This window comes from Actinoplanes cyaneus (assembly GCF_016862095.1).
GTDB classification, from domain to species: Bacteria; Actinomycetota; Actinomycetes; order Mycobacteriales; family Micromonosporaceae; genus Actinoplanes; species Actinoplanes cyaneus.
On sequence record NZ_BOMH01000002.1, the window covers coordinates 1 to 22359 of the forward strand.

At 71.5% G+C, this 22359-nt stretch carries 20 protein-coding genes; 10 read left to right on the top strand and 10 right to left on the bottom strand.

Going from position 1 to position 22359, the window contains the following annotated elements:
* Positions 1–1609: 1609 nt before the first annotated feature.
* Positions 1610–2203, bottom strand: a complete 594-nt coding sequence (locus Acy02nite_RS00930; RefSeq protein ID WP_203737579.1) for a helix-turn-helix domain-containing protein — start codon at positions 2201–2203, stop codon at positions 1610–1612.
* 173 nt (positions 2204–2376) lie between these two features.
* Here Acy02nite_RS00930 and Acy02nite_RS00935 point away from each other — a divergent pair, with 173 nt between their 5' ends.
* Both Acy02nite_RS00935 and Acy02nite_RS00940 read left to right on the top strand, forming a co-directional pair.
* Positions 2377–2862, top strand: coding sequence for a DinB family protein (locus tag Acy02nite_RS00935; protein ID WP_203737581.1), 486 nt, complete (start codon positions 2377–2379; stop codon positions 2860–2862).
* Positions 2863–2990: 128 nt separating this feature from the next.
* Positions 2991–3359, top strand: coding sequence for an acyl-CoA-like ligand-binding transcription factor (locus Acy02nite_RS00940; protein ID WP_203737583.1), 369 nt, complete (start codon positions 2991–2993; stop codon positions 3357–3359).
* 30 nt (positions 3360–3389) lie between these two features.
* Here Acy02nite_RS00940 and Acy02nite_RS00945 read toward each other — a convergent pair whose 3' ends face one another.
* Positions 3390–6503 carry a helix-turn-helix transcriptional regulator gene (locus Acy02nite_RS00945; RefSeq protein ID WP_203737585.1) on the bottom strand — a complete coding sequence of 1038 codons (3114 nt, stop codon included), beginning with the start codon at positions 6501–6503 and terminating at the stop codon, positions 3390–3392.
* A 90-nt stretch (positions 6504–6593) separates the two neighbouring features.
* Between Acy02nite_RS00945 and Acy02nite_RS00950 the strand changes: the two genes are divergently transcribed.
* Entirely contained in the window at positions 6594–7382 is a 789-nt protein-coding gene (locus Acy02nite_RS00950; protein WP_203737587.1) for a class I SAM-dependent methyltransferase, read from the top strand.
* Positions 7383–7386: 4 nt separating this feature from the next.
* Here Acy02nite_RS00950 and Acy02nite_RS00955 read toward each other — a convergent pair whose 3' ends face one another.
* Positions 7387–8115: an MBL fold metallo-hydrolase gene (locus Acy02nite_RS00955; protein ID WP_203737589.1), complete on the bottom strand. Its 729-nt coding sequence runs from the start codon at positions 8113–8115 to the stop codon at positions 7387–7389.
* A 72-nt stretch (positions 8116–8187) separates the two neighbouring features.
* Here Acy02nite_RS00955 and Acy02nite_RS00960 point away from each other — a divergent pair, with 72 nt between their 5' ends.
* The gene (locus Acy02nite_RS00960) at positions 8188–8784 is read left to right on the top strand and encodes a CGNR zinc finger domain-containing protein (RefSeq protein ID WP_239174027.1); all 597 of its coding nucleotides are present in this window, start codon (positions 8188–8190) and stop codon (positions 8782–8784) included.
* Here the strand turns inward: Acy02nite_RS00960 and Acy02nite_RS00965 are convergent.
* From Acy02nite_RS00965 to bglS, 4 genes are all read right to left on the bottom strand, one after another.
* Positions 8771–9484, bottom strand: a complete 714-nt coding sequence (locus tag Acy02nite_RS00965) for a glycosyltransferase family 2 protein (protein ID WP_203737591.1) — start codon at positions 9482–9484, stop codon at positions 8771–8773. The genes Acy02nite_RS00960 and Acy02nite_RS00965 overlap by 14 nt on opposite strands.
* Positions 9485–9494: 10 nt before the next feature.
* On the bottom strand, positions 9495–10154 hold the full coding sequence (locus tag Acy02nite_RS00970) for an ElyC/SanA/YdcF family protein (protein WP_203737593.1): 660 nt from the start codon (positions 10152–10154) through the stop codon (positions 9495–9497).
* Positions 10155–10286: 132 nt separating this feature from the next.
* Positions 10287–11183: a DUF5996 family protein gene (locus tag Acy02nite_RS00975; protein ID WP_203737595.1), complete on the bottom strand. Its 897-nt coding sequence runs from the start codon at positions 11181–11183 to the stop codon at positions 10287–10289.
* A gap of 287 nt (positions 11184–11470) precedes the next feature.
* A complete protein-coding gene (bglS, locus tag Acy02nite_RS00980; protein ID WP_203737597.1) occupies positions 11471–12226 on the bottom strand; it encodes a beta-glucanase in 756 nt (251 codons plus the stop codon).
* 214 nt (positions 12227–12440) lie between these two features.
* Between bglS and Acy02nite_RS00985 the strand changes: the two genes are divergently transcribed.
* Complete coding sequence (locus tag Acy02nite_RS00985; protein WP_203737598.1) at positions 12441–13460, top strand: glycoside hydrolase family 26 protein; 1020 nt, start codon at positions 12441–12443, stop codon at positions 13458–13460.
* On the opposite strand, the gene Acy02nite_RS00990 is transcribed toward Acy02nite_RS00985, so the two are convergent.
* Positions 13443–14456, bottom strand: a complete 1014-nt coding sequence (locus Acy02nite_RS00990; RefSeq protein WP_203737600.1) for a LacI family DNA-binding transcriptional regulator — start codon at positions 14454–14456, stop codon at positions 13443–13445. The genes Acy02nite_RS00985 and Acy02nite_RS00990 overlap by 18 nt on opposite strands.
* A 264-nt stretch (positions 14457–14720) precedes the next feature.
* On the opposite strand from Acy02nite_RS00990, the gene Acy02nite_RS00995 reads away from it, so the two are divergent.
* Complete coding sequence (locus tag Acy02nite_RS00995) at positions 14721–16649, top strand: potassium transporter Kup (RefSeq protein ID WP_239174029.1); 1929 nt, start codon at positions 14721–14723, stop codon at positions 16647–16649.
* Positions 16650–16803: 154 nt separating this feature from the next.
* Here the strand turns inward: Acy02nite_RS00995 and Acy02nite_RS01000 are convergent, their stop codons facing one another.
* Entirely contained in the window at positions 16804–17856 is a 1053-nt protein-coding gene (locus Acy02nite_RS01000) for a GlxA family transcriptional regulator (RefSeq protein ID WP_203737615.1), read from the bottom strand.
* Positions 17857–17909: 53 nt separating this feature from the next.
* Between Acy02nite_RS01000 and Acy02nite_RS01005 the strand changes: the two genes are divergently transcribed.
* The 4 genes from Acy02nite_RS01005 (at position 17910) to Acy02nite_RS01020 (ending at position 21750) form a co-directional block, all read left to right on the top strand.
* Entirely contained in the window at positions 17910–18284 is a 375-nt protein-coding gene (locus tag Acy02nite_RS01005) for a cupin domain-containing protein (protein WP_239174031.1), read from the top strand.
* A 174-nt stretch (positions 18285–18458) separates the two neighbouring features.
* Positions 18459–20054, top strand: a complete 1596-nt coding sequence (locus tag Acy02nite_RS01010) for a cellulase family glycosylhydrolase (protein ID WP_203737619.1) — start codon at positions 18459–18461, stop codon at positions 20052–20054.
* Positions 20055–20125: 71 nt separating this feature from the next.
* Positions 20126–20839, top strand: coding sequence for a hypothetical protein (locus Acy02nite_RS01015; protein ID WP_203737621.1), 714 nt, complete (start codon positions 20126–20128; stop codon positions 20837–20839).
* A 29-nt stretch (positions 20840–20868) separates the two neighbouring features.
* Positions 20869–21750, top strand: coding sequence for a PhzF family phenazine biosynthesis protein (locus Acy02nite_RS01020; protein ID WP_203737623.1), 882 nt, complete (start codon positions 20869–20871; stop codon positions 21748–21750).
* Between the two features lie 21 nt (positions 21751–21771).
* On the opposite strand, the gene Acy02nite_RS01025 is transcribed toward Acy02nite_RS01020, so the two are convergent.
* Complete coding sequence (locus Acy02nite_RS01025; protein WP_203737625.1) at positions 21772–22209, bottom strand: chemotaxis protein CheW; 438 nt, start codon at positions 22207–22209, stop codon at positions 21772–21774.
* Between the last annotated feature and the right edge of the window lie 150 nt (positions 22210–22359).

Genomic DNA, 22359 nt, shown 5'->3' on the forward strand with positions numbered 1-22359 from the left:
GCCCTCGCCCTCGCCCTCGCCCTCGCCCTCGCCCTCGCCCTCGCCCTCGCCCTCGCCCTCGCCCTCGCCCGCACCCGCACCCGCACCCGCACCCGCACCCGCACCCGCACCGGCAGCATCACTCTCACCCAGCAGGCAAGCTCCCCAGGGGGAACTCAGCCCACCCGCCACCCACTGACACCACGCCGCCCCTGTCGAAGCCAGGCATACCCACCCCGTCGGCCTCCAGCCGCCCACGGCAGGGGCGGCCCTCCACCTCCCACCTCCAGCCAGCAGCCAGCAGCCAGCAGCCAGCAGCCAGCACGCCACGCCACGCCACGCCACGCCACGCCACAGAGAATGATGTCGAAAGGCGTCCTCACCGCACCCGATAAAGGCTCAGCTACGCACTTAAAAGGCACACCCAAATGTCGGCGGACCACGCCCACTAGACACCTTGAAACCGCAGCGAAAAACCCCAATAATATCCGCTCTGAGCCGAACCAAAGCCCGGTGACCACAACGAACCCGGCGGCATCCCACCTTATCGAGTGCCACCTTGACCACCATCACACACCAGCCCACTAAAACAATGAACAACCCAGCTCGCCCACGGCCGTCCCCAAGCCGAAAACTTACGGGTGAGGACGATCCGGCCACGCGCTGCGGCGCGGGCTGCGCCGCGGGCAACGGCGCGAGCGGCGGCGCGGGCTGTGCCGTGGACGGCGGCGCGAGCGGCGGCGCAGGCTGTGCCGTGGACGGCGGCGCAGTCTCCGGCGCGCGCTGCGGCGTGGGCTGTGCCGCGGGCAACGGCGCGCGCTGCGGCGCAGGCCACGGCGCGGTCCACGGCGCGAGCCGCGGCGCGGGCTGTGCCGTGGACCGCGGCGCGAACTGCGGCGCGGGTGGCGGCGCGAGCCGCGACGCGGTCTCGGGCGCGGGTGGCGGCGCGGGTGGCGGCGCGAGCTCCGAGGACGGTGGTACTTCACCGGCAGCTTGGCCTGCCGACGGGGCGGCAACCGGTGCCAGCGGGCTCGGACCAGGGTCCACTGGCTGCGGCGGAACAGAAACTACTGACACCGCCTGCCGCTGCTGATCCTCACCTGCGGTGACGGCCGCCCACGCCGCCGAAGCACCCCAACCCGCCCGGACCAGCTTCCGCGCATGGCGCTGCCGTAAACCCCAAGCACGATGCCGCTCATGCTCACGCCGGAACTCCTCTCGCTCCGCCGAGTAATTGCGCGCCAGAGTGCGGTCCCGCATTCCTGCGACCTCTGCCCGACTGAACAACGACATCTGCGCCACCATTTGATTATCCCGCCCCCGAGACCCCGGCGTAAGTCTCACGACGTACCAAAAGTTATTTCCCCTAAAGAGCGCCGAAGCGGAACTTAGTACCGAACTGCGGGGATGGCCGAATTGCCCCCACCTGCGTTCCGGATGAATGGCGGCGCGTAATCTATGCCGATATCGCTGACGTCGCGAATCGCGCTCGGGCCGGCTTCCGCCGTCGCACGCCCAGCCGGCCGCCTGCCCGAGCCGATGACCGGCCGCCTGCCCCGAGCCGATGAGCGGAGGCGACCTCGCGTGACATGCCGGGTCAAGGACGCGCGTTGCGAGATCCACCGCCGGGTCAAGGATGCGCGTTGCGGAATCCACCAGGTGACAGCTGAGCGCGCTCGCCCTGCACGCCGAAGAGGGTGAGCAACTCGGCGGCCTGGTCGCCGGCGCTGCCGATCCAGTGCGGTGTCCTGGTGTCGAACTCGGCCGCTTCGCCGATGCCGAGCTGGAACACCTGCTCACCGAGCACGAAGGTGACGCTGCCGTTGAGGACGTAGAACCACTCGTACCCGTCGTGGGTCTTCAGGGTCTTCGAAGCCGCCTGCCCGGCGGGCGGATAGATCACCTTGTATGCCTGCACGCCGCCGGCCCGCCGCGTCAACGGGATGATCGTCAGTCCGGAGCGGCGTACGGGCCGCAGGTGGATGCGCGGGTCACCGGTGGGAGGCGCCGCGACCAGGTCGTCGAGCGGGACGCCGTAGGCGCGGGCCAGGGGCAGGAGCTGCTCCAGTGTGGGACGGAGCTTGCCGGTCTCCAGCCGAGAAAGGGTGCTGGTGGTGAGCCCGGTCTCGGCTGCCAGCGCACTCAGCGTGATGCCCCGGGTGCGACGCAGCGCGCGCAGGCGCGGCCCGACCCCCGCGAGAACATCCTCTGCCCTGTCGTCCATGACCGCATTTTGCGGATCTGCAAGTTCTCTTGCAACGGGCAACAGAGGGTGACGATCCTGACCGCGGAGGTCACCGTCATGATCGCAACAACGACGTCTGTGCAGCCCGGGCACCAGCCGCCCTCCACAGCCGGCGTCACCGACCACGTTCCCCTCATTGAACGGGCCGGCGCATGAGCCGACGGGTGAAGGACGCCGGGCCCCCGTGGACCGGCGCCGAGGAACGGGCCACGCTGCTGGGGTTCCTCGACTACCTGCGCGACTCGATCGCGGGCAAGGTCACCGACGTGCCCGAACCGCACGTCCGCACCCCTGGCGTGCCCTCCGGCACCAACCTCCTCGGCCTGATCAAACACCTGACCCGGGTCGAACGGTTCTACTTCCTCGGCGAACCGATCCACAGCGTCCGCCGCACCATGCGACCCGCCCGGGCCGAGACCGTCGACAGCCTGCTCGCCGATTACCGGCAGACGACCGCGCAGGCGAACGAGGTCATCGAGAGCTGGACCGACCTCACCCTCGACGCCCCTCGCCCACCCGGGCGCGGCCTGCCGCCGTCGAGGAGGTGGGTCCTGGTGCACCTGATCGAGGAGACCAGCCGGCATGCCGGCCACGCCGACATCCTCCGCGAGCAGATCGACGGATCGACCGGCCGCTGACAATCTCGGCCGACGGCGCCCACGGGACGACCTACGGGTCGCCGGTGGCGGGGATGGTGCTCACCGTGGCTTGCCTCCTCGTGCGGGCGAGGTGCTCTTCGGCGGGGCCGAGGTGCTGCAGGACCACCTTGGTTCAGCAGGTAGCCGCCGCACCCGCCTGCACCGGGCCGCGGGAGGCGGTCACCTCCGCGCTGGGCACCGCAGACGACGTCCTTCCGGCCGACCGGGAGTCCTCCCGCCAGCGCCAGCGCGTCATCACGGCACACCCCGACCTGCAGGAACGAGAACTCATCAAGCTCGCCACGCTGTGCGGGGCTCTGGCCGGCGCCCTGCAGCGGCGCGGAGTCCCGGAGCGCACGGCCCGGCTGGCCGCCGACACGGCGATCGCGGTCTTCACGGCCGCGTTCGCCCGCTGGCTGGAGACGCCGGAGCGACCGGACTTCGCCACGCTCGTCCACGAGGCAGTCGAGGAACAACGGGCGGTCGTCGGAGGGTAGTCAAGGCGCAGGCCGTACGGCCGGCGGCGATCAGCGGTCGGGAAGTGACGTTGCCAGCTGAGCCCGCTTGGTCACGGACAGTTTCTGGAAGATGTGGGTCAGGTGCGTCTCGACAGTGCGGCGGGTGACGTAGAGCTGGTCGGCGATCTGCTTGTTGCTGTGCCCGAGCGCCGCCAGCACGGCGACCCGCTGCTCGGCCGGGGTCAGCGCGCCCGGCCCGGAGACGACAGTGCGCCGCGGGCGGCCACCGGCGGCCAGCAACTCCTGGCGGGCGCGGCGGGCGATCAGGCGCATGCCGCCCTGCTCGGCCAGGTCCAGGGCCTGGGTGAGCGGCGCGCGGGCGGCGGTGCGCTGGTTGGCACGGCGCAGGGCGGCGCCCAGGTCGGTCAGGACGCGGGCGTGTTCCAGGCGCATCGGGGACGTGGACAGCAGGTGGGCGGCCTGGGTCAGCAGCGGGACGGCCTCGGCCGGGGTGACCGTGCGGGCCAGCGCGCGCAGGCCGGCGGCGCGCGGGCCGGGCAGTCCGACCCGTGCGGCCAGGTCCAGGTGTTCCTCGGCCAGGCGGCGGGCGGCCGGCGGGTCACCGAGCGCGGCCAGGGCGAAGCAGTCGTCGACGCGCCACGCCGCCAGGCCCGGATGCCGGATGTCCAGGGCACGCCAGGTCGCGGCGGCCGCGATCAGGTCGGCGTGCGCATCGGCCGGGCGGTGCTGGGCCAGCCGCAGCCGGGCCCGGCGCTCCAGCAGCAGTCCGGTCCGCAGCTGTCCCGCCCGCAGCCCACCCGGCGCCACTCCGGCCCGCCCGCTCGCAGCCCACCCGCTCCCAGGCTGGCCGCTCCCCGACTGGCCGCTCCCCGACTGGCCGCTCCCAGGCTGCCCACTCCCAGGCTGTGCGCTCCCAGGCTGACCCGTCCCAGGGCGGGCCGGCTTGGCGGAAACGGCGGCCGGGTGGTCCGGAAGGCCCCAGCCCCGGGACTCGGCGACGGCCAGCGCGGCGTCGGCACCCGACAGATCGTCGGCCTCGGTCAGCGCCTCCACCAGCGGGAACAGCGTCCAGACCAGGCCCGGCGCCGGCGGGTTGGCGAGCTTGAACTCGAACGCGAACCGGGCGTCCGGCACGGCGTCGCGCACCCGCCCGGCCGGCACCAGGGCGTGCGCTCGGAGGAAGCTGCCGTGGGCCAGCGCGGTCATCCAGCCACGCGGGCGGACCTGGTCGATCAGCCCGTCGCAGAGCGCCCGGACGATGTCCAGCTCTTCCGCGGCGACCAGGGCGAACTTGAGGACGGTCGCGAGCAGGGAGTCGATGTCGGCGTCCAGGACCGAGCTCAGGATCGCGGCGGTCTCGGCCGCCGGGCGGGCCTCGGCGATCGACAGGTGCCCGTGGTGGACGCCCCACATCGGGGACGCGCCGGGCCACGGATGCCGGAGCGTCCGTGCTCGCGCGTCAGCCTCGGTCGTGGCGTCGAGCCAGGCGGAACAGACCAGCTCGGCCTCGATGCGGTCGAGGACCGCCGGGTCGGCCGGACTCGCGGGGCCCGCGGCCAGGCTCGCGGGGCCGACGGCCGGACTCGCGGGGCCGGCCGCCGGGATCACCGGATCGACGGCCGGACTCGCGGGACCGACCGCCGGACTCGCGGAGCCGACGGGCGGGCTCGCGGGACCGAGGGCCGGGCCGGGCTCGAGGATCTGGTGGCAGAGCCGCAGGGCGTCGTCGTGGAAGCCCGCCATCCCGAGCGCCCGCGCCCCGGCAAGGGTGATCGCCGCGCGCTGATCAGGATCGGTCGCGCAGTCGACGGCCCGGGCCAGCAGCGGGTAGGACTCCGGTTTGACCTGCTCGGCGGTGACCAGCCCGAGACGACAGAGCAGATCCGCTTCGGCGTACGCCTCGATCGCGCCCTCGGCCAGCGCCCGGAGCAGGAAGGTGGCGGCGTTCTGCGGCGCGCCGCGGTGCCAGGCACGGTCGGAGGCGGTGCTCAGTGCCTCGACGGTCCCGGGTTCACCCGCGGGTTCGGTGCGCAGCAGGTGCAGCGCGACGGTCTCCGGGCCGGCCCGCTCGGTGACGAGCATGCGGGCGGCCCGGCCGTGCCACAGCGCACGCTCCCCCGGCGGCAGACCGTTGTAGAGCGCCGCCGCGACCAGGGGGTGCACCAGCGCGTACCCCTCAATCGTCTCCTCCAGGAGGCCGGCGGACCGCAACCGATCAGCGAGCCGCAACGCCCGCGGATGATCCAGACCGGTCAGATCGCGGGCCTGCCGCAGCGGCGCGCCACGGCCCAGCACGGCGAACGCACGGGCGAGATCGGCCGTGCCGTCCGGCAGCCGGGCGAGTTGGCGGTCGACCGCGCGGGCCACCTGGTCGGGGCCGAAGTCGCTGAGCCCGGCGGCGACCTCCTCGGACGGCTCGACGCGCTCGGCGGCGAGGTGGTCGAGCAGCGCGCCGAGCAGGAACGGGTTCCCGGCCGTCGCGCCGTGGCAGGCCCTGGTGAACGCGGGCCCGGCCGTGGGGAGGCGGTCCAGCACGATCGACCGGACCGCCTCCGGTCCCAGCGGGGCCGGCCGCACCGGTGCCCCGGCCGCGGCGAGCAGCTCGGCGAGCAGGTCCGGCTCGGCCGGTGGCTCGCCGGAGCGGACCGCGCACAGGATCCCGAGCGGCAGCCCGCTCATCCGGCGGGTGAGCTGCCCGAGCCAGCGCAGTGACGGCGCATCGGCCCAATGTACGTCGTCGACCAGCAGCAGTGTCGCCGCCCGCGCGGCGAGTCCACAGGTGAGCCACGTCAGCCCGTGCGCCGAGGCCTGCATGGCATCCCCGGCCGGGGCCTGTGTGGCACCCTCGTCGTCGAGCGCGCGCCGGGCCGGGGCGGCGGCGCCGACGGCCAGGGTGTCCCACTCGCCGCTCTCCCGCAGCGGGGCGAACAGTTGCCGGGCGATCCCCCAGCCGGCGTCGCGTTCGAGCGGGCCGCCCCACGCCGGGAGCACCCGCAGGCCGGCCGCGGCGGCTCCGGTGCCGGCCGCGGCGAGCAGACTGGACTTGCCGATGCCGGCCGGGCCCTCGACCACGATCACCGCACCGGTCCCGGAGCGCACCTGTCCGAGCCGGTGGACGAGCATCGCCAGCTCCGCATCGCGCTGTAGCAACAGCCGCGGCATGGCGACGACCGTACGTCGTCGTGGTCCTGCGCGAAACCTCGTGGTCGGATCCACGATTCAACACGTCGCCGGCGGGTCCAGCCTGGGTGCATGGAAACCACTGATTACGCGCTGGGACGCACCGACGCGGAGATCGAACGGGTGCGCGCGCAGGCACGGCTCTGGTCCGCGGACACCGCCCGGCTGCTGGACCGTCTCGGGCTCGCCCCGGGTGAGCGCTGCCTGGACGCGGGGTGCGGGCCGGGCGAGACGATGCGGTTGATGGCCGAGCGGGTCGGCCCGTCCGGCGAGGTGACCGGCATCGACGTGGACCCGGGGATCAGCAGGCTCGCGCCGGGCCGGGTGATCGTTCACGACCTGACCGCCGACGAGCCGGTGCCGGGCGGCCCGTACGACCTGGTGCACGCCCGGCTGCTGCTGTTCCACACGCCGCGGCAGGCGGACGTGCTGCGCCGCCTGTGGGACGCCGTCGCGCCGGGCGGGCGGCTGCTGGTGCAGGACTACGACATGCGCCCGGTCGGGATGAACCCGGTGCTCGACATCAGCGAGGAGATGACCGGGGTGGTCGTCGCGGCGTTCGGGGCGGCCGGCTGCGACGTGCGGGCCGGCAGCCGGTTGCCGTACCTGATGGCCGAGGCCGGGATCGGCGCGCCGGACGGCACCGACGTCGCGGGCCGGCTGGTCCCGTCCGCCGTGGGCCTGCCGATCCTGGAGAGCGTCTACCGCAGCCTGCTGCCGGTGGCGTTCGCGCACGGCCTGACCACGCCTGAGGAGTCCGCGAAGGCCATCGACACGCTGCGGCGCGAGACCGCCGCCGAACCGCACCGATACGTCCTGCTTCCCCTGCTGAACGGCGCGTGGAAGACCAAAGGGGAGTGAGGGCTCAGTCCAGCTGGACGCGGTCGATGAGCCCGGCGCCGGTGAACGCCTTGACCAGCGGATCGTGGCCCTCGGTGAAGTGCGCCCAGCTGTCGAAGTGCACGAGGACGATCTGTTCCGCGCCCAGGATGCGGGCCGCCTCGGCGGCCTGCTCGCTGTCGAGGGTGAGCAGCGCGCCGTCGAAGAGGCCGGTGCGGACGGCGCCGGCGAACAGGATGGCGGTGTCGACCGGGCCGAAGCGCCCGGCGATCTCCCGGACGTTCTCCAGGGACGCGTTGTCGCCGCTGACGTAGACGGTGGGCAGGCCCGCACCGGTGAGGACGAAGCCGGTGACGTCGCCGGTGATCGGCTCGCAGCCTTCGGGGCCGTGCCGCGCCGGGACGCCGGTGATCGTCACGTCGCCGAGCACTGCCGACTCCCACGGGGCCAGGCCGCGGGCGGTGCCGCCGAGACGTCCGGCGCCGCTGACCGTGGTGAGCGTGAGCGGCACCTCGGCGAGCAGGGCGCGGCCGGAGTCGTCGAGGTTGTCGGCGTGCTCGTCGTGCGAGAGCAGGACGGCGTCGACGCGGCCGAGCGTCTCCGGGCCGGCCTTCGGCGGGGCGAGCTTGGTCAGCTCCGTCCCGGACGGGGAGACGTACGTCTGCGGCTCGTCGAACGTCGGGTCGGTGAGGAAGCGCAGGCCGCCGTACTCGAAGAGCGCCGTCGGACCGCCGAACGCCTTGACAGTGATCATGGAAACCTCACGGATAGAAGGGGTGTCATCCGTGAAGCTAGTGGTTTGTCACGGATAAAAGCAAGCGGTACCGTGAGACTCGTGATCGAGACTGCGCCCGGGGCGGACGTGCATCCCGGCCTCGACCTGGCCAACAGCGTCCTCGTCGCGCCGGGCGGCGTGGTGACCGATCTGCTCGACTCGCCCGCGACGGCGGCCACCTGGCTGACCGAGCGCGGGCTGGCGCCGGCCGACGCGGTGCTGTACGAGATCTGCGCGGGCCGGCTGCGAGCGCTGCGCTCGGCCCTGCGTGACCTGTTCACGGCAGCCGTCCGGCACGAACCACCGCCGGCCGAGGCCCTGTCCGTGGTCAACACGGCACTGACCAGGGTGCCGACCGCGGCGGAGCTGCACTGGGATCCGGCGCGCGGGCTGCACCGGTCGGTCCCGCACCCGACGGACCAGGTGGTCGATCATGCGCTCGGCGTGCTCGCGGCGGACGCGGCCGACCTGCTCACCGGGGCGGACGCGGCTCGGCTGGCGGCGTGCGACTCCCGGCCGTGCCAGCGGTTCCTGGTGCGCGGCGGACGGCGGCAGTGGTGCTCGGTGCGGTGCGGGGACCGGGCACGGGCGGCCCGCGCCTATGCCCGGCGATCCCCGGAACGCCCGGTCGACCTCAGTCCGCTGTGACCCGCCGGTCGAACAGGGCGTAGCGCAGCAGCGGAACGTAGATCCGCGCCGAATCGGCCAGGCCGCTGAAGTGCGAGCCCGCGTTGCCACTGAGGTAGGTGGCCGGAATCGGCACCTCGTCGATGGGGTGGCCGGTGGCCGCGGCGTGCAGCAGCACGTTCATCTCGTACTCGAAACGCTCGCCCGGCACCGCGCAGAGCCGGTCGAGCAGATCGGCCGGGTAGGCCCGCAGGCCGGTCTGGGTGTCGGTGACGGTCCGGCCGGTCGCCGCCCGGAACACGGCCTGGGTGACGGTGTTGCCGAACCGGCTGCGCGGCGGCATCCGATCGAACCGGCGCACGCCCAGCACGATGCGCCCGGGCTCGCACCGCCCGGCGACCGCGCTGATGTCGGCGACGCTGTGCTGGCCGTCGCCGTCGGCGCAGACCACGGCCGAACCGGGGTATCGCGACCGGATGTGCCCGAACCCGGTCTTGAGCGCGACGCCCTTGCCCCGGTTCACCGGAAGCCTCAGCACCGTGCAGCCCAGCGCTTCGATCTCGGCCAGCCGGGCGTCGGCGGCCGGGCCGGTGCCGTCGTCGACGATCACCACCCGCGCCGGTTGGTACCCCTCGGCGAGCAGCGCGGTGACCAGTTCGGACAGATGCGGGCCGGGCTTGAACACCGGGAGCAGGACGATCGTGTTCTCGGTGTGCGGCACCGGTTCTCCTTCACTGCTGTTCGACGGTGCGGCGTCTATACCCAGGCCGGCCGTTGATCACCCGCCGGGCCAGCCGGCCGGCGGCAACCATCCCCCGTTCGCGTCGCAGCAGCTGATCGGCTCGTGCGCCGAGGAAGCCGAGCCGGGCCAGCAGCAGGGCACCGCGGTCGTCGCGCACCTCGCCGCCGTACGCCGGCACGTCCCGCAGCGCCGCGCCGGTCAGCCCCAGCACCCGGCCGGCCAGGAACCGCACCCGCGGCAGGTGCCAGGCGTGCGTCACCAGGCCGAGCGGGGCCCGCGCGTCGAACGCGTACCCGCTCAGCAGCCCGTCCTCCACCGTGTTCAGCAGGTTCTCCAGGGTGCTGCGCGAGCGCGTCTCGGCGTACAGATCGGCGTGCTCGTCCAGGCCGGCCGCGTACGCGGCCCGCACCATGAGATCTCCCTCGCGCGCGCCCACCGGCGGTGCGGCGGCGCTGGCACTGGCCTCCGGCCAGCCACCGGTGAAGACGATCCGGATCCGGTCACCGCCGGCGAGGGCCGCGCGGTGAGCCGCCACATAGTCGGCGGCCGCGCGCACCCGCGCCGCTCCACCCGGCGTGAGGACGAAGTCATCTCCGGTACGCACGACGCCGCGCCCGAACACCAGCAATACCCTGGCCGGCGCCGTCATCGGATTCCCTCCTGTCCGCGGGCGCACCTTGATCGGCCGCCGCAGCCATTGTCCGCGACACCGCCCGGGCGAAGAGTCCTCACCGCCGGCAGCCGCCGATCACCGCCGCGATGCGGGGCACGTCGATCAAGATCACGGTCGCCTCGGCACGGCCTCCCCCCAGGCCGCCAGTTCGTCGGCGGCGAGGAACGTCGAGCGCAGGAACGTGGCCAGGACGGCGTCGGGATCCGACGAGTTCGCCACCGCCTCGTACGGCAGCAGGAACTCACCCAGCGTGGTGTCGTACCGGGCGTCGTCGAGCGGGATCAGCCAATCGCGGTAACCCGGGGGCTCCGGATACGCGTACGCGTAGAAGGCTCCCTCGGCCCCGCCGCCGGGCCAGAAACCACAGCTGGCCAGCTCGTGCGAGTAGCCTTCGCGCATCACCGACGGCGGGCAGTTCGGTGCGCCGCCCGGATGCGGCGGGGCGGTCCGGCCGGAGAAGCGGGTGTACGCCAGATCCATCGCGCCCCAGAAGAAATGGACCGGGCTGGCCTTGCCGGTGAACTCCGAACGAGCCCGGTTCATGACGTGCCCGGCCCGGGTCAGTTGCCGCCAGTAGGACTGGACGGCCGCTCCGTCGTACGCGCGATGGGTTCGGTCCTCGGCGAACGGGATCGCGTGCTCGACCTCGTTCGGGACGGGATGGATGGTGGTCGGCACGCCGAGCGCGGTCAACGACTCCATCACCTCGGCGTAGAAGGCGGCGACGGTCTTCGGTTCCAGGGTGACGACTCGCGACTGTCCGTGACTGGTGCGGATCCACAGCTCGTGGGCGAGGAAGTCGAACTCCACCTCGAACAGGCCATCGGCGTACGGGATCGCCATCGTGCTCAGACCACGGGCGCTCGGATGCAGAGTGACATGCCACCAGTGGTTGACCGGTGGCGCGTGCACCATCCGGACCTTGCCGACGATCTGGGTCCACAGCTGCAGGGTGTCCCTGGTGTCGGACCAGGTCGCGACTTCGAGTCGTGGCCACGTGACCATGAGCGTCTCCTCCGGTTCTCGCACACCCGGACACACCGTCATGGACAGTGCGGCTGAAGCCGACGACCTGCTAGGCGGTGATGACCGCGTCGCCGCTGGATCGCCCGGCCGCGCAGGCCGGCACCGGTGAGGTCGGCGTGGCGGGCGGCGGCCTCGCCAGTCTAGTCGGGCGGTGTTCCGCGTCGTCACCGATGCGGGCAAGAACGACAAGACGCACGTGCCGGACGGTAACCGGAAGAGCCCGCCACCGGCCGGAACCCCTCGCCGGTGGCCCTCGTGATCGCCGATCAGTACTTGGTGTACTTGGCCCAGTCGTAGCCCGCGGTCACCCGGCCCCGGTAGGTGAACCGCTGCAACCAGCTGTCGACGCCGACGCCGGGCCACAGGTTCATCATGATGCGCTGCGGGTGGGTGGGTAGTGGGCCGCGCGAGCCGTTCTCCTGGTGGACGAGCGCCCCGTCGACGAACCAGTTGATGGTGCCGCCCTTCCACCACTCGAAGGCGTAGTTGTGGTAGCCGGCTGAGGCGTCGAACCCCAGGTTGATGACGGTCTCGTGGCCGCCGGTGCCGTTGGTGAAGTAGTTGAGCTGGACCTGGTTGGTGTTCTTGCCGAGGATCTCGACGTCGATCTCGTCCCAGGGCTGGCCGTCGCTCGGCCCGGTGTAGGTGAAGAACGACGTCACGACGCCGGGGTTCTTGACGGCTTTGAGCCGGGCCTCGAAGCGGCCGTACGAGTACAGGTCGGTGGTGCGGTACTCCCCGGACGCGTACGGCTTGCCGGAGCAGCCGCCCGGGCACGGCTGGTTGTCGAGGTTGAGGTTCATGGTCCCGCCGACGGTGACGTGGTCGGCGCGCCAGCCGGCGTTGAACATGCCGCCGTTGCTGTAGCCGTCCGCCTTGTACCAGCGGCCGGTGTCGAAGCGGTCGAAGTTGTCGGTGAAGCTCGGGCCGATGGCGGCCCGGGCCGGTACGGCGCCGGGGCCTGCGAGAGCGATGGCCAGGCCGAGGATGACGCCGGCGGCGCGGGATCGGGTGATGAGCACGGGAGACTCCACTCCTCTGGGCGAGACTTGGAAGCGCTTCCAGACAGTCAGATCGATGAGAAGTCTGAAACCGGGCGTTAACGATTGTCAATAGACGCCTGCCCAGTCATCACAGCGAGCACTGCCCGCGCCCCTTCAGGAAACCTCTGCTTTACATAGATCGACGTCGGTCGTACCTTGTCACCGGAAGCGCTTCCAACGACGAGGAGGCAACATGCGCAGGCGAACCTTGCTGGGCACGGCCGCGACCGCCGCGGCCCTGGTGGTGTCCGGCACCGACGCTGCGAACGCCGGCCGGAGGACGACCCGCTACCTGGGCGTGTTCCGGGAGGGAGACCCGACGGCGACCGCCGGCGACGTCAGAGAGCTGTACGGCGTCACCCCGGCCAGCGTGATGTGGTTCGACAGCTGGGCGACCGGCCGGGCGTTCCCGGTGAACCAGGCCAGGATGCTCTGGCGGCGCGGCATCATGCCGCACTACACCTGGGAGCCGTGGAACACGGCGCTGGGCCTGAACGATCCCGCCCAGATCCACCTGCAGGACGTCATCGACGGCGCCTGGGACGGCTACATCACGGCACGGGCCCGGGAGTTCGCGGCCGTGCGACTGCCGATCCTGGTCCGCTGGGCGCACGAGTTCAACGGCAACTGGTATCCGTGGGGCATCGCCAACAACGGTGCCGACCCGTCGCGGTACGTGCGGGCGTACCGGCACGTCCACGACCTGGTCGAGGCGGCGGGGGCTCGCAACGTGCAGTGGGTGTGGGCGTTCAACAACGGCTCGTCACCGGACGAGGCCTACAACGATCCCGCGGCCGCGTACCCCGGCGACGACTACGTCGACTGGGTGGGAATCGACGGCTACAACTGGGGATTCGGCCCGTCCTGGGATCCGGCCGGTGACCACTGGACGAGCTTCGACGCGACCTTCGACGCCGCGTACGCCAAGGCCCGCGCGGTCGCCCCGGACCGGCCGGTGATGCTCGGCGAGTTCGCGTCCGGCGAGGACGGCGGCGACAAGGCCCAGTGGCTCCGGGACCTGAACACGACGCTGGCCACGGGCGCGTACCCGGAGCTCAAGCTGCTGACCTACTTCGATGTGATCAAGGAGGAGGCCTGGTCGCCGTCGTCGTCACCGGCCGCGCTCGCCGCATTCACCTCCTGGGTCCACCAGAGGTACATGAGCGGGCAGGGCCACCAGCTGGCCCGCGTGGCGTCATGCCGATTCCCGTAGGACCATCCTCGTCGGCAGGATGAACGGCTCCGGCTGCGCGCCGTCCAGCAGGTCGATCAGCATGCGGGCGGCTTCGCGGCCCAGAGCCTGCACCGGCTGGTGCACGGTGGTGAGCTTCGGGTCGGTGTGCACCGCGACGGGCAGATCGTCGAAACCGACCACCGCCACGTCACCGGGGACCGTGCGGCCGGCCTCCCGCAGCACCCGCAGGGCCCCGGCCGCCATGTTGTCATTGGCCGCGACCACGGCGTCGAGGTCCGGATGCGCGCTCAGCAGCGCGCGCATGGCCCCGGCGCCGCCCTCCTCGAGGAAGTCGCCCGGCTCGACGGCGTACGGCCCGGAGCCCGCCAGCAGCAGCGCCTCGGTGTACCCGCGGCGGCGTTCCCTGCCGACGGCGGTGTCCTCCGGGCCGGTGATCATGGCGATGCGGCGGCGGCCGTTGCGCAGCAGGTGCTCGGTCGCCGCCCGGGAGCCACCGGCGTTGTCGACGTCGACGTAGAAGGGCGGCGTCCCGTGGATCGGCAGCCCGACGAAGACGGTCGGCAGCCCGGACTGCGCGGCGATGTCGATGAGCGGGTCGTCGCCGCGCATCGCCACCAGCATCACCCCGTCGGCGCCCCGGGTCTGCAGGAAGGCCTTCAGCCGCTGCCGGCCGTGAACGGGCGTGGCCAGGCTGAGCATGAGATGCAGCTCGGTCTTCTCCAGGGCGGCGGACGCCCCGACGATGATCTGCGCGAAGAACGGATCCCCGAACACCTCCGGCCCGTCACCGGAGACCGCGAGGACCACCACGCCCGTCTGGCGGGTGACCAGCGCTCTGGCGGCCCGGTTGGGGGTGAACCGCAGCTCGCGGATCGCCTTCTCCACCGCTTCGCGCTTGGCCGGGCTCACGTGCGGGCCGTTGTTGATCACGCGGGAGACGACGGTGCGGGACACCCCCGCACGCTCGGCGACCTCGTCGAGGGTCGGCGGCCGGGACCGGGCGGGTGACGGCATTGCGTGGGGTCCCTCCGCTCGCGCCGATCACCAGGGGGATCGTTGCGCCGGCCTGGTTCCGGGCGATCCTAGTTGACATCGTCCCCGTCCTGAAGGACGCGGACCGGCCCGCGCGGCGCCCGGAGGCGGCCGGGCCGCTCAGCTCGACTCCTGCGGCGAACGCCACCCGGCGGATCGGCGGCGGCGCCGGCCGGATCGCGGGCGAGTATGGTCGCGCCCGGAACGGGCTTGATCAAGTCCGTGGGCACGTGGGAGGGAACCGCTGTGGCCGACGGTCGGCAGACGACGTCGCACGGGCACGACAGTGTCCGGCCGGCCGTGGTGGTCGGCGCGCTCGGGGTGGTGTTCGGCGACATCGGGACCAGCCCGATCTACACCCTGCAGACGGTGTTCAGCCCGGAGGACCCGCACCCGGTGCCGGTCAGCGACGCCAACGTGTACGGCGTCGTGTCGCTGATCTTCTGGTCCGTGATGATCATCGTGACGGTCACCTACATCCTGCTGGCGATGCGCATCGACAACGACGGCGAGGGCGGCATCATGGCCCTCATCGGGCTGTTGCGCCGCCAGGCCGGGGCCGCCGGGCGACGGACCGCGCTGCTGCTCGCCGCCGTCGGGATCTTCGGGGCCTCACTGTTCTTCGGCGACAGCATGATCACCCCGGCCATCTCCGTACTGTCCGCGGTCGAGGGCATCGAGCTCGTCGAGCCGTCCCTCGACACGTTCGTCGTGCCGATCACAGCCGTCATCATCGTTCTGCTGTTCCTGGTGCAGCGCCGGGGAACAGCCGCGGTCGGCCGGGTCTTCGGCCCGATCATGATCGCCTGGTTCACGGCGATCGGCGGGCTGGGCATCGCCGGCATCAGCGACCATCCGCAGATCCTCGAGGCCCTTTCCCCGGCGTACGCCGTGGGGTTCCTCGCCGGGCACTTCGGGATCGCGTTCTTCGCGCTGGCCGCGATCGTGCTCGCGGTCACCGGCGCCGAGGCGCTCTACGCCGACATGGGTCACTTCGGCCGCCGGGCGATCAGCCGTGGCTGGCTGTTCCTGGTCCTGCCCGCGTGCACGCTCAGCTACTTCGGCCAGGGCGCGCTGATCCTCGCGGACAGGGCCAACATCAGCAGCCCGTTCTTCCTGCTCGCGCCCGGCTGGGCCCGGCTGCCACTGGTCCTGCTCGCCACCGCGGCCACCGTGATCGCGTCGCAGGCGGTCATCACCGGCGCGTTCTCGGTGGCCGCGCAGGCCGGACAGCTCGGCTACCTGCCGCGGCTGCGGATCGCGCACACCTCCGAGTCGTCGATCGGCCAGATCTACGTACCGTGGATCAATTGGCTCTTGATGGTTTCCGTGCTGACCCTGGTCTTCGCGTTCCGCAGCTCGGCCGCGCTCGCCTACGCGTTCGGGATGGCGGTGACCGGCACGATCACCATCACCACCCTGCTGTCGCTCTACATGGCCCGGTCCCGCTGGGGCGCCCCGATGTGGCTGGTCGGCGCCGCCGCGGCCGTACTGCTCTCGGTGGATCTGCTGTTCGTCGCGGCCAATCTGACCAAGCTGGTGCACGGCGCCTGGCTGCCGCTGGCGATCGCGCTGACCGCGTTCACCCTGATGACGACGTGGCAGCGCGGCCGGCAGGTGGTGACGGCCGAGCGTGAGCAGCTCGAAGGCCCGCTGCGGGAGTTCATCGAGAGCATCCGCAACGGCACGCAGCCGACGCAGATCGTGCCGGGCACGGCGGTCTTCCTCAACCGGGGCAAGCTGACCGCACCCCTGGCGTTGCGCGCGAACGTCAAGCACAACAGCATCCGCCACGAACACGTCATCATCATGTCGATCGAGACCCAGCCGGTCCCCCGGGTTCCGGAGGCGGAGCGCATGGTCATCGACGACCTCGGGTACGCCAACGACGGCATCTTCCACGTCATCGCCCGGTACGGCTACGCCGAGACGCCCGACGTCCCGGCCGCGCTGCGCGCCCTCGACCCGGACACCACCGAGGGCCGGGTCGACGTCGACGACGCGTCGTACTTCCTGTCGAAGATCGAGCTGCGGCCCGGTGGCCGGACCAAGCGGCTGCCGCCCTGGCGCAAGCGGCTGTTCATCGCGACCGCGCACGCCACGGCGGATGCCGCCGACTACTTCGGGCTACCCCGCGACCGTACCGTGATCATGGGTTCCCGCATCGACGTCTGACCCGGCCGCGGCCTCACCGAACGCCGCGGCCCGCGGTGGAGCCACGGCGGGCTCATGTCCACCTGGGCCGTCGGCCAGACCGACCGAATCGGCCCGCAGCCCCATGACGCGGTCAGCCCGATCTCCTTCGCCTGCCGCATCCGTGCCCCGGTGCTCATCCTGCACGGACGTCAGCGGTCACGTCGTCGTGCCGTTCCATCGTTCCGCGCAGATTCGGCCTGCCTCGGTACTGATCCGGTTGACGGTCGGAGTCGCGGCCGAAGCGGCGGCGGTACTCGGTGGGGGTCAGCCCGGTCTCGCGGCGCAGTAGGGTGCGCAGGTTCGTTGCCGTGCCGAGACCGCTGCGGCGGGCGACCACGTCCAGCCGTGACTCGCCGCGTTCGAGCAGGCGGCAGGCGAGGGCGACCCGCTCGCCGGTCAGCCAGGCCAGCGGTGTCGTGCCCAGTTCGGCCCGGAACCGCCGGTGCAACGTCGCAGGGCTCACCGCCAGATGACCGGCCAGGTCCGTGACCGTCAGCGGGCGGTCGAGGTGCTCCTGGACCCAGGCCAGGAGCGGGGCCAGCGAATCGTCCGGGATGGTGGGGATCGGGCGCTCGATGAACTGCCGCTGGCCGCCGTCGCGGTGGGCGAAGACGAGCCGGCGGCTGACCGCGTTGGCGATCTCGGCGCCGTGGTCGCGCCGCACCACGTGCAGGCCCAGATCGAGGGCCGCGGCACTCCCCGCCGCTGTGAGGATGTCGCCGTCGTCGACGAAGAGAACGTCGGTCTCCAGGTGCACCCGGGGGAAACGCGACCGGAACTGAGCAGCCCACTGCCAGTGGGCGGTGGCTCGTCTCCCGTCGAGCACCCCGGCTTCGGCCAGCGTGAACGCTCCGCTGCAGAATCCGATCAGGCGGGCGCCCCGGGCGTGGGCACGGCGGATCGCGTCCAGCACGGCCGGACGCCGCGGAACCTCCACGTCGGGCCGGTTCGGGACGATGATCGTGTCCGCATCGTCGACCGCGTCGAGCGGGGCGATCCCGGTCAGATCGAAGAAGCCGTCGCGCATCCGAGTGGTACGGGTGGCCGAGCAGAGACGGAAGTCGTACAGGTCACGGCCCAGTTCCGGGCGGTGAAGTCCGAACACCTCGGTGGCGCAGCCGAGCTCGAAGGGATTGGAGCCGGCGTCGATCAGCGCCACGACGCGGTGCAAGGATTCTTTCGTCATGTGCGATTCCTAGCACTCACGCCGTACGCGGGAAAGGTCCCACGATGAGGGGCGTGACCGAACCGATCTCCCTGACCACCGCCCTGGCGTCCTTCGCGGAGCTGTGGAGCCCGCGCATCGTGACCCGGGTCAACGACTACGACATTCGCGTCGCCAAGGTGCGCGGCGAGCACATCTGGCACACGCATGACCACACCGACGAGTTCTTCCTGGTGCTGGAGGGCGAGCTGACGATCGCCCTGCGCGACCGCACGGTCAGGCTGCACCGAGGTGACGTCTTCACGGTGCCGCGCGGAACCGAGCACAAGCCGTCGTCGGAGGGCGGCGCGTCGATCCTCATGGTGGAGCCGGCCGGGACCGTCACCATCGGCGATCAGCACGAGGACGTGCCCGGCCACGTCGACGCCACGACCGGGCACGCCTTGTAGCACCGGCAGCGTTCACCACGGCGCGGGCTGACCGGCCGCGGCGGATGACCCATGCTGCATCATCGAAGCGGTTCGATTGACATGGGAGCGTTCCCATGTCAACGTTTCTCGCCGGGCGCGGACCGGAGTCACCGCCGGTTCCCCCCGCGCTCGCAGGCACGAGAGGAACCCCTTATGAGTTCGATGGCAAGGAGGGCCGGGCTCGCCGCCGTCGCCGCCGCCCTGGCACTCACCGCAGCCGTGTACGGCGTGACCAGGCCCGCCTCGGCCGACGTCACCGCCCAGCTGACCGCTCCTCAACTGGTCGCCGACATGGGCGCCGGGTGGAACCTCGGCAACCAGCTGGAGGCGAGCAACAACGGCATCCCCAGCGAGACGGCGTGGGGCAACCCGGTCATCACCCAGGCCCTGATCAACCGCGTGAAGGCGTCCGGCTTCAAGACGATCCGCATCCCGGTCTCCTACCTGGCCAAGATCGGCGCCGGCCCGGACTACACGGTCGACGCCGCCTGGCTGAACCGGATCAAGGAGGTCGTCGACTACGCCTACGGCCAGGGGCTGTACGTCGTGCTGAACATGCACGGGGACGGCTACAAGTCGGTCGCCGGCTCCTGGCTGATCTGCGACGCCGCCGACCAGACGACCGTCAAGGCCAAGTACCAGAAGGTGTGGCAGCAGGTCGCGACCAAGTTCGCGAGCTACAACGAGCACCTCATCCTGGAGTCGATGAACGAGGAGTTCGACGGCCAGTACGGCAATCCGACCCAGCCGTGCTACGCGAACATCAACGCCTACAACCAGGCCTTCGTCGACACCGTCCGCAGGACCGGCGGCACCAACGCCTCGCGCTGGCTGCTCGTCCCGGGCTGGAACACCAACATCGACTACACCGTCGGCAACTACGGGTTCGTGCTGCCGACCGACCAGTACCGGTCGTCGTCCATCCCCACCGCCGAGCAGCGGATCATGATCTCCGTCCACTACTACGACCCGTGGGACTTCACCGGTCAGGAGGACGGCGTCATCACGCAGTGGGGCCCGAACGCGACCAACCCGGCGAAGACCTCGACCTGGGGACAGGCGGACTATCTCGACGGGCAGTTGAAGAAGGTGCACGACACCTTCGTCGCGCGCGGCTATCCGGTCCTCGTCGGTGAGTACGGTTCCATCGACAAGACCGCCGCCGACTCCACGAACAACCGGTACCGCGCCGACTACGCGCGCGCTCTGGTCTCCGCGGCCAAGAAGTACGGCGCGGCCACCGCCTACTGGGACAACGGCTACAACGGGGCGTACGGGTTCGGGCTGTTCAACCGCAGTTCCGCCACGGTGACCCAGCAGGGCATCATCGACGCCATCATCAGCGCGGCCGGCACGAGCACGCCCTCCAGCCCGTCGTCGCCGTCCACCAGCCCGTCAGCCTCCCCGTCGACCTCCCCGTCGACTCCCGGCCCGGTCGGCGCGTGCCGGGTCACCAGCGCGGTCAGCGCCTGGAACACCGGACTGACCAACAGCATCACCATCACCAACAGCGGCACCAGCGCCGTCAACGGCTGGAGCCTGACCTTCACCCTGGCCGCCGGCCAGTCCATCACCTCCGGATGGAGCGCCACCTACAGCCCGGCCAACGGGAATGTGACAGCCACCAACGTCAGCTACAACGGCACTCTCGCGGCGGGTGCCTCGACCACCATCGGGTACCAGGCCGGGCACACCGGCAACGCCGCCGCCCCCACCGGGTTCCGGCTCAACGGCGCCACCTGCAACTGACCCGCCATGATGGGCCGGGGCCGCACATCGGCCCCGGCCCATGCGGCGGGCGGCTGCCATCATGCTCAGCTATGAAGATCGCAACGCGGATGGCATTGCCGATGGCCGGGATGCTGGCCCTGCTGAGTGGCTGCTCCGGAGACCGGGCCGAGGACGCGTCGGACGCTCTGGGCAAAGCCGGCAGTTTCCGGTACGACATCCAGGTCGACGTCAAGACGCGACAACTCGCCGGTCCGTACACCTCGGCTACGTACCAGGGCAGCGGGACGGGCCTGCCCCAGCGGCACCAGCTCGACCTGACCTTCTCGGAGCCGGGAGCCGGTCCGCGGCACGTGATCACCGACGGGGAAACCCAGTATGTGCAGGTCAACGACAAGTGGGCCAAGGAACGGCGGCCCTCGTTCGGCAGGTCGCTGTTCGCCACGTCGCCGACGGCCACGTTCGACGGCGCGCTGTTCGACCCGGCCTCGTACCTTCCGCGCATCGGATCGGACAAGCAGTTCTTCAACACCGTCGGTGACGCCTTCGTCTACACCTGCTTCATGGACAGCTCAGTGAACGCCTCGTGCGACAACATGGGTCTGGACCTGGGGATGATCCAGGACCGGTCGACGATCGGCCAGGCCGACCTCAGGCTCACCCTCGACGGCGACGGCAGGCCCACCGGCATCGAGGCGGAGATCACGTACGGTGACGGGTCGACCTTCGGCGGGACGGTGACCACGAAGGCGACCCTGCGCGACTTCGACGACCCGATCACCATCCAGCTTCCCGCACTCTCCTGATCCGGGCGCCCGTGGTCGAGACTGGCAGCATGACGCGCTTCTATCTCGTGGACGTGTTCGCCGACCGCCCACTGACCGGTAACCCCCTGGCGCTCGTGCCGGACGCCGACGAGCTGACCGTGCCGCAGATGCAGGCGATCGCCCGGGAGTTCAACCAGTCGGAGACCACCTTCCTGCTGCGGCCCGGGGAGGAGGGTGTCGACTGGCGGCTGCGCTCGTTCACCCCGGCCGGTGTCGAGGTCGACGGCGCCGGGCACAACGCTCTGGGCGCCTGGCTGTGGCTGGCCGACCAGGGACTGAGGGGCGAGGGGCCGTCGGTGACGATGCATCAGCGGCTCGGCACCGAGGTCCTGCCCGTCGAGATCCTGCGCGTCCCGGGAGAGCCGGTCCGGGTCGTCATGGATCAGGGCACCCCGTGGTTCGGCAAGCAGGTCACCGACGGCGAGCGGCTGACCGCCGCGCTCGGCCTCGAGCCGCGGCACCTCTCCCCCGGCGCCGTCGCCCAGGTCGTCGGCACCGGCACCGGGCACCTGCTGGTCCCGCTCGTCACCCGCGAGGCGGTCGACGCGGCCGTGTCGCACGACCGGGAGCTGGCGGCGATCCTGGCCGAGGCCGGCGGTGAGGGGTGCTACCTCTACACGACCGAGGGCGACGAGGCCGCGTACACCCGGTTCTTCAATCCGACGGTGGGGATTGCGGAGGATCCGGCGACCGGTACGGCGGCGGGCCCGCTCGCCGTCAGCCTCGTGCGCTCGGGCCGGGCGCCGGTGGACGAGCCGGTCATCCTCGAACAGGGCCGCCGCCTGGGGCGTCCGAGCCGCATCCGGGTCGACGTGGCAGGTGACCGCGTGCGGATCTCCGGCTCGGGAGTGATCACCGCGCACGGAGAACTGCACCTCACCCCGTCATGAGTCTCCGCGCGCGGGCCTTCCTCAGACCAGGGCGCGGGTGGTGTTGACGCACTCGGCCACGTCCAGCACCAGCAACAGCCGGCCCTCGGTCTTGTACGCGCCGGTGACCAGCGACCGCGACGGGCCGGTCAGGGTCGCGGGAGGCTCCTCGAACATCTTCGCCTCCAGGTCGGCGACCTGCCCGATGCGGTCCACCAGTAGGCTCACCGGCTCGTCGTCGTACCGCACGATGACGTTCTGCACGAGGCCGGACATGTCACGGCGGGGCAACCCGAACTGCACCCGCAGGTCAACCGCCGCGATCACTTGCCCGCGCAGGTTGAACAGTCCACCGACGGCGTTCGGTGCCAGCGGCACGGGCGTGTACTCGCTGTACGACAGCACCTCCTGGACAGCGTCCACGTCCACGCCGAAGAACTGGTCAGCGACCTCGAAGGTGACGAACTGGCGACTGGACATGCGCTGCTCCCGGGGATGATGCCCACCAGATGGAAAAGCGCGGCGGACTGCCAGCATCATCGGGAGCCGGGGCGCCGAACCAAGGAATCCGGCGTGTCGGATCGGTCTCCCCCGTCGAGCGGCAGGCCCGCGCCCAGACCTCGGTCGAGG

Bases quoted from the DNA above. Each gene is read 5' to 3' on its own strand.
- Acy02nite_RS00930 (WP_203737579.1), bottom strand. From the start codon at position 2,203: ATGGACGACAGGGCAGAGGATGTTCTCGCGGGGGTCGGGCCGCGCCTG.
- Acy02nite_RS00935 (WP_203737581.1), top strand. From the start codon at position 2,377: ATGAGCCGACGGGTGAAGGACGCCGGGCCCCCGTGGACCGGCGCCGAG.
- Acy02nite_RS00945 (WP_203737585.1), bottom strand. From the start codon at position 6,503: ATGCCGCGGCTGTTGCTACAGCGCGATGCGGAGCTGGCGATGCTCGTC.
- Acy02nite_RS00950 (WP_203737587.1), top strand. From the start codon at position 6,594: ATGGAAACCACTGATTACGCGCTGGGACGCACCGACGCGGAGATCGAA.
- Acy02nite_RS00955 (WP_203737589.1), bottom strand. From the start codon at position 8,115: ATGATCACTGTCAAGGCGTTCGGCGGTCCGACGGCGCTCTTCGAGTAC.
- Acy02nite_RS00970 (WP_203737593.1), bottom strand. From the start codon at position 10,154: ATGACGGCGCCGGCCAGGGTATTGCTGGTGTTCGGGCGCGGCGTCGTG.
- Acy02nite_RS00975 (WP_203737595.1), bottom strand. From the start codon at position 11,183: ATGGTCACGTGGCCACGACTCGAAGTCGCGACCTGGTCCGACACCAGG.
- Acy02nite_RS00985 (WP_203737598.1), top strand. From the start codon at position 12,441: ATGCGCAGGCGAACCTTGCTGGGCACGGCCGCGACCGCCGCGGCCCTG.
- Acy02nite_RS00990 (WP_203737600.1), bottom strand. From the start codon at position 14,456: ATGCCGTCACCCGCCCGGTCCCGGCCGCCGACCCTCGACGAGGTCGCC.
- Acy02nite_RS01000 (WP_203737615.1), bottom strand. From the start codon at position 17,856: ATGACGAAAGAATCCTTGCACCGCGTCGTGGCGCTGATCGACGCCGGC.
- Acy02nite_RS01010 (WP_203737619.1), top strand. From the start codon at position 18,459: ATGAGTTCGATGGCAAGGAGGGCCGGGCTCGCCGCCGTCGCCGCCGCC.
- Acy02nite_RS01015 (WP_203737621.1), top strand. From the start codon at position 20,126: ATGAAGATCGCAACGCGGATGGCATTGCCGATGGCCGGGATGCTGGCC.
- Acy02nite_RS01020 (WP_203737623.1), top strand. From the start codon at position 20,869: ATGACGCGCTTCTATCTCGTGGACGTGTTCGCCGACCGCCCACTGACC.
- Acy02nite_RS01025 (WP_203737625.1), bottom strand. From the start codon at position 22,209: ATGTCCAGTCGCCAGTTCGTCACCTTCGAGGTCGCTGACCAGTTCTTC.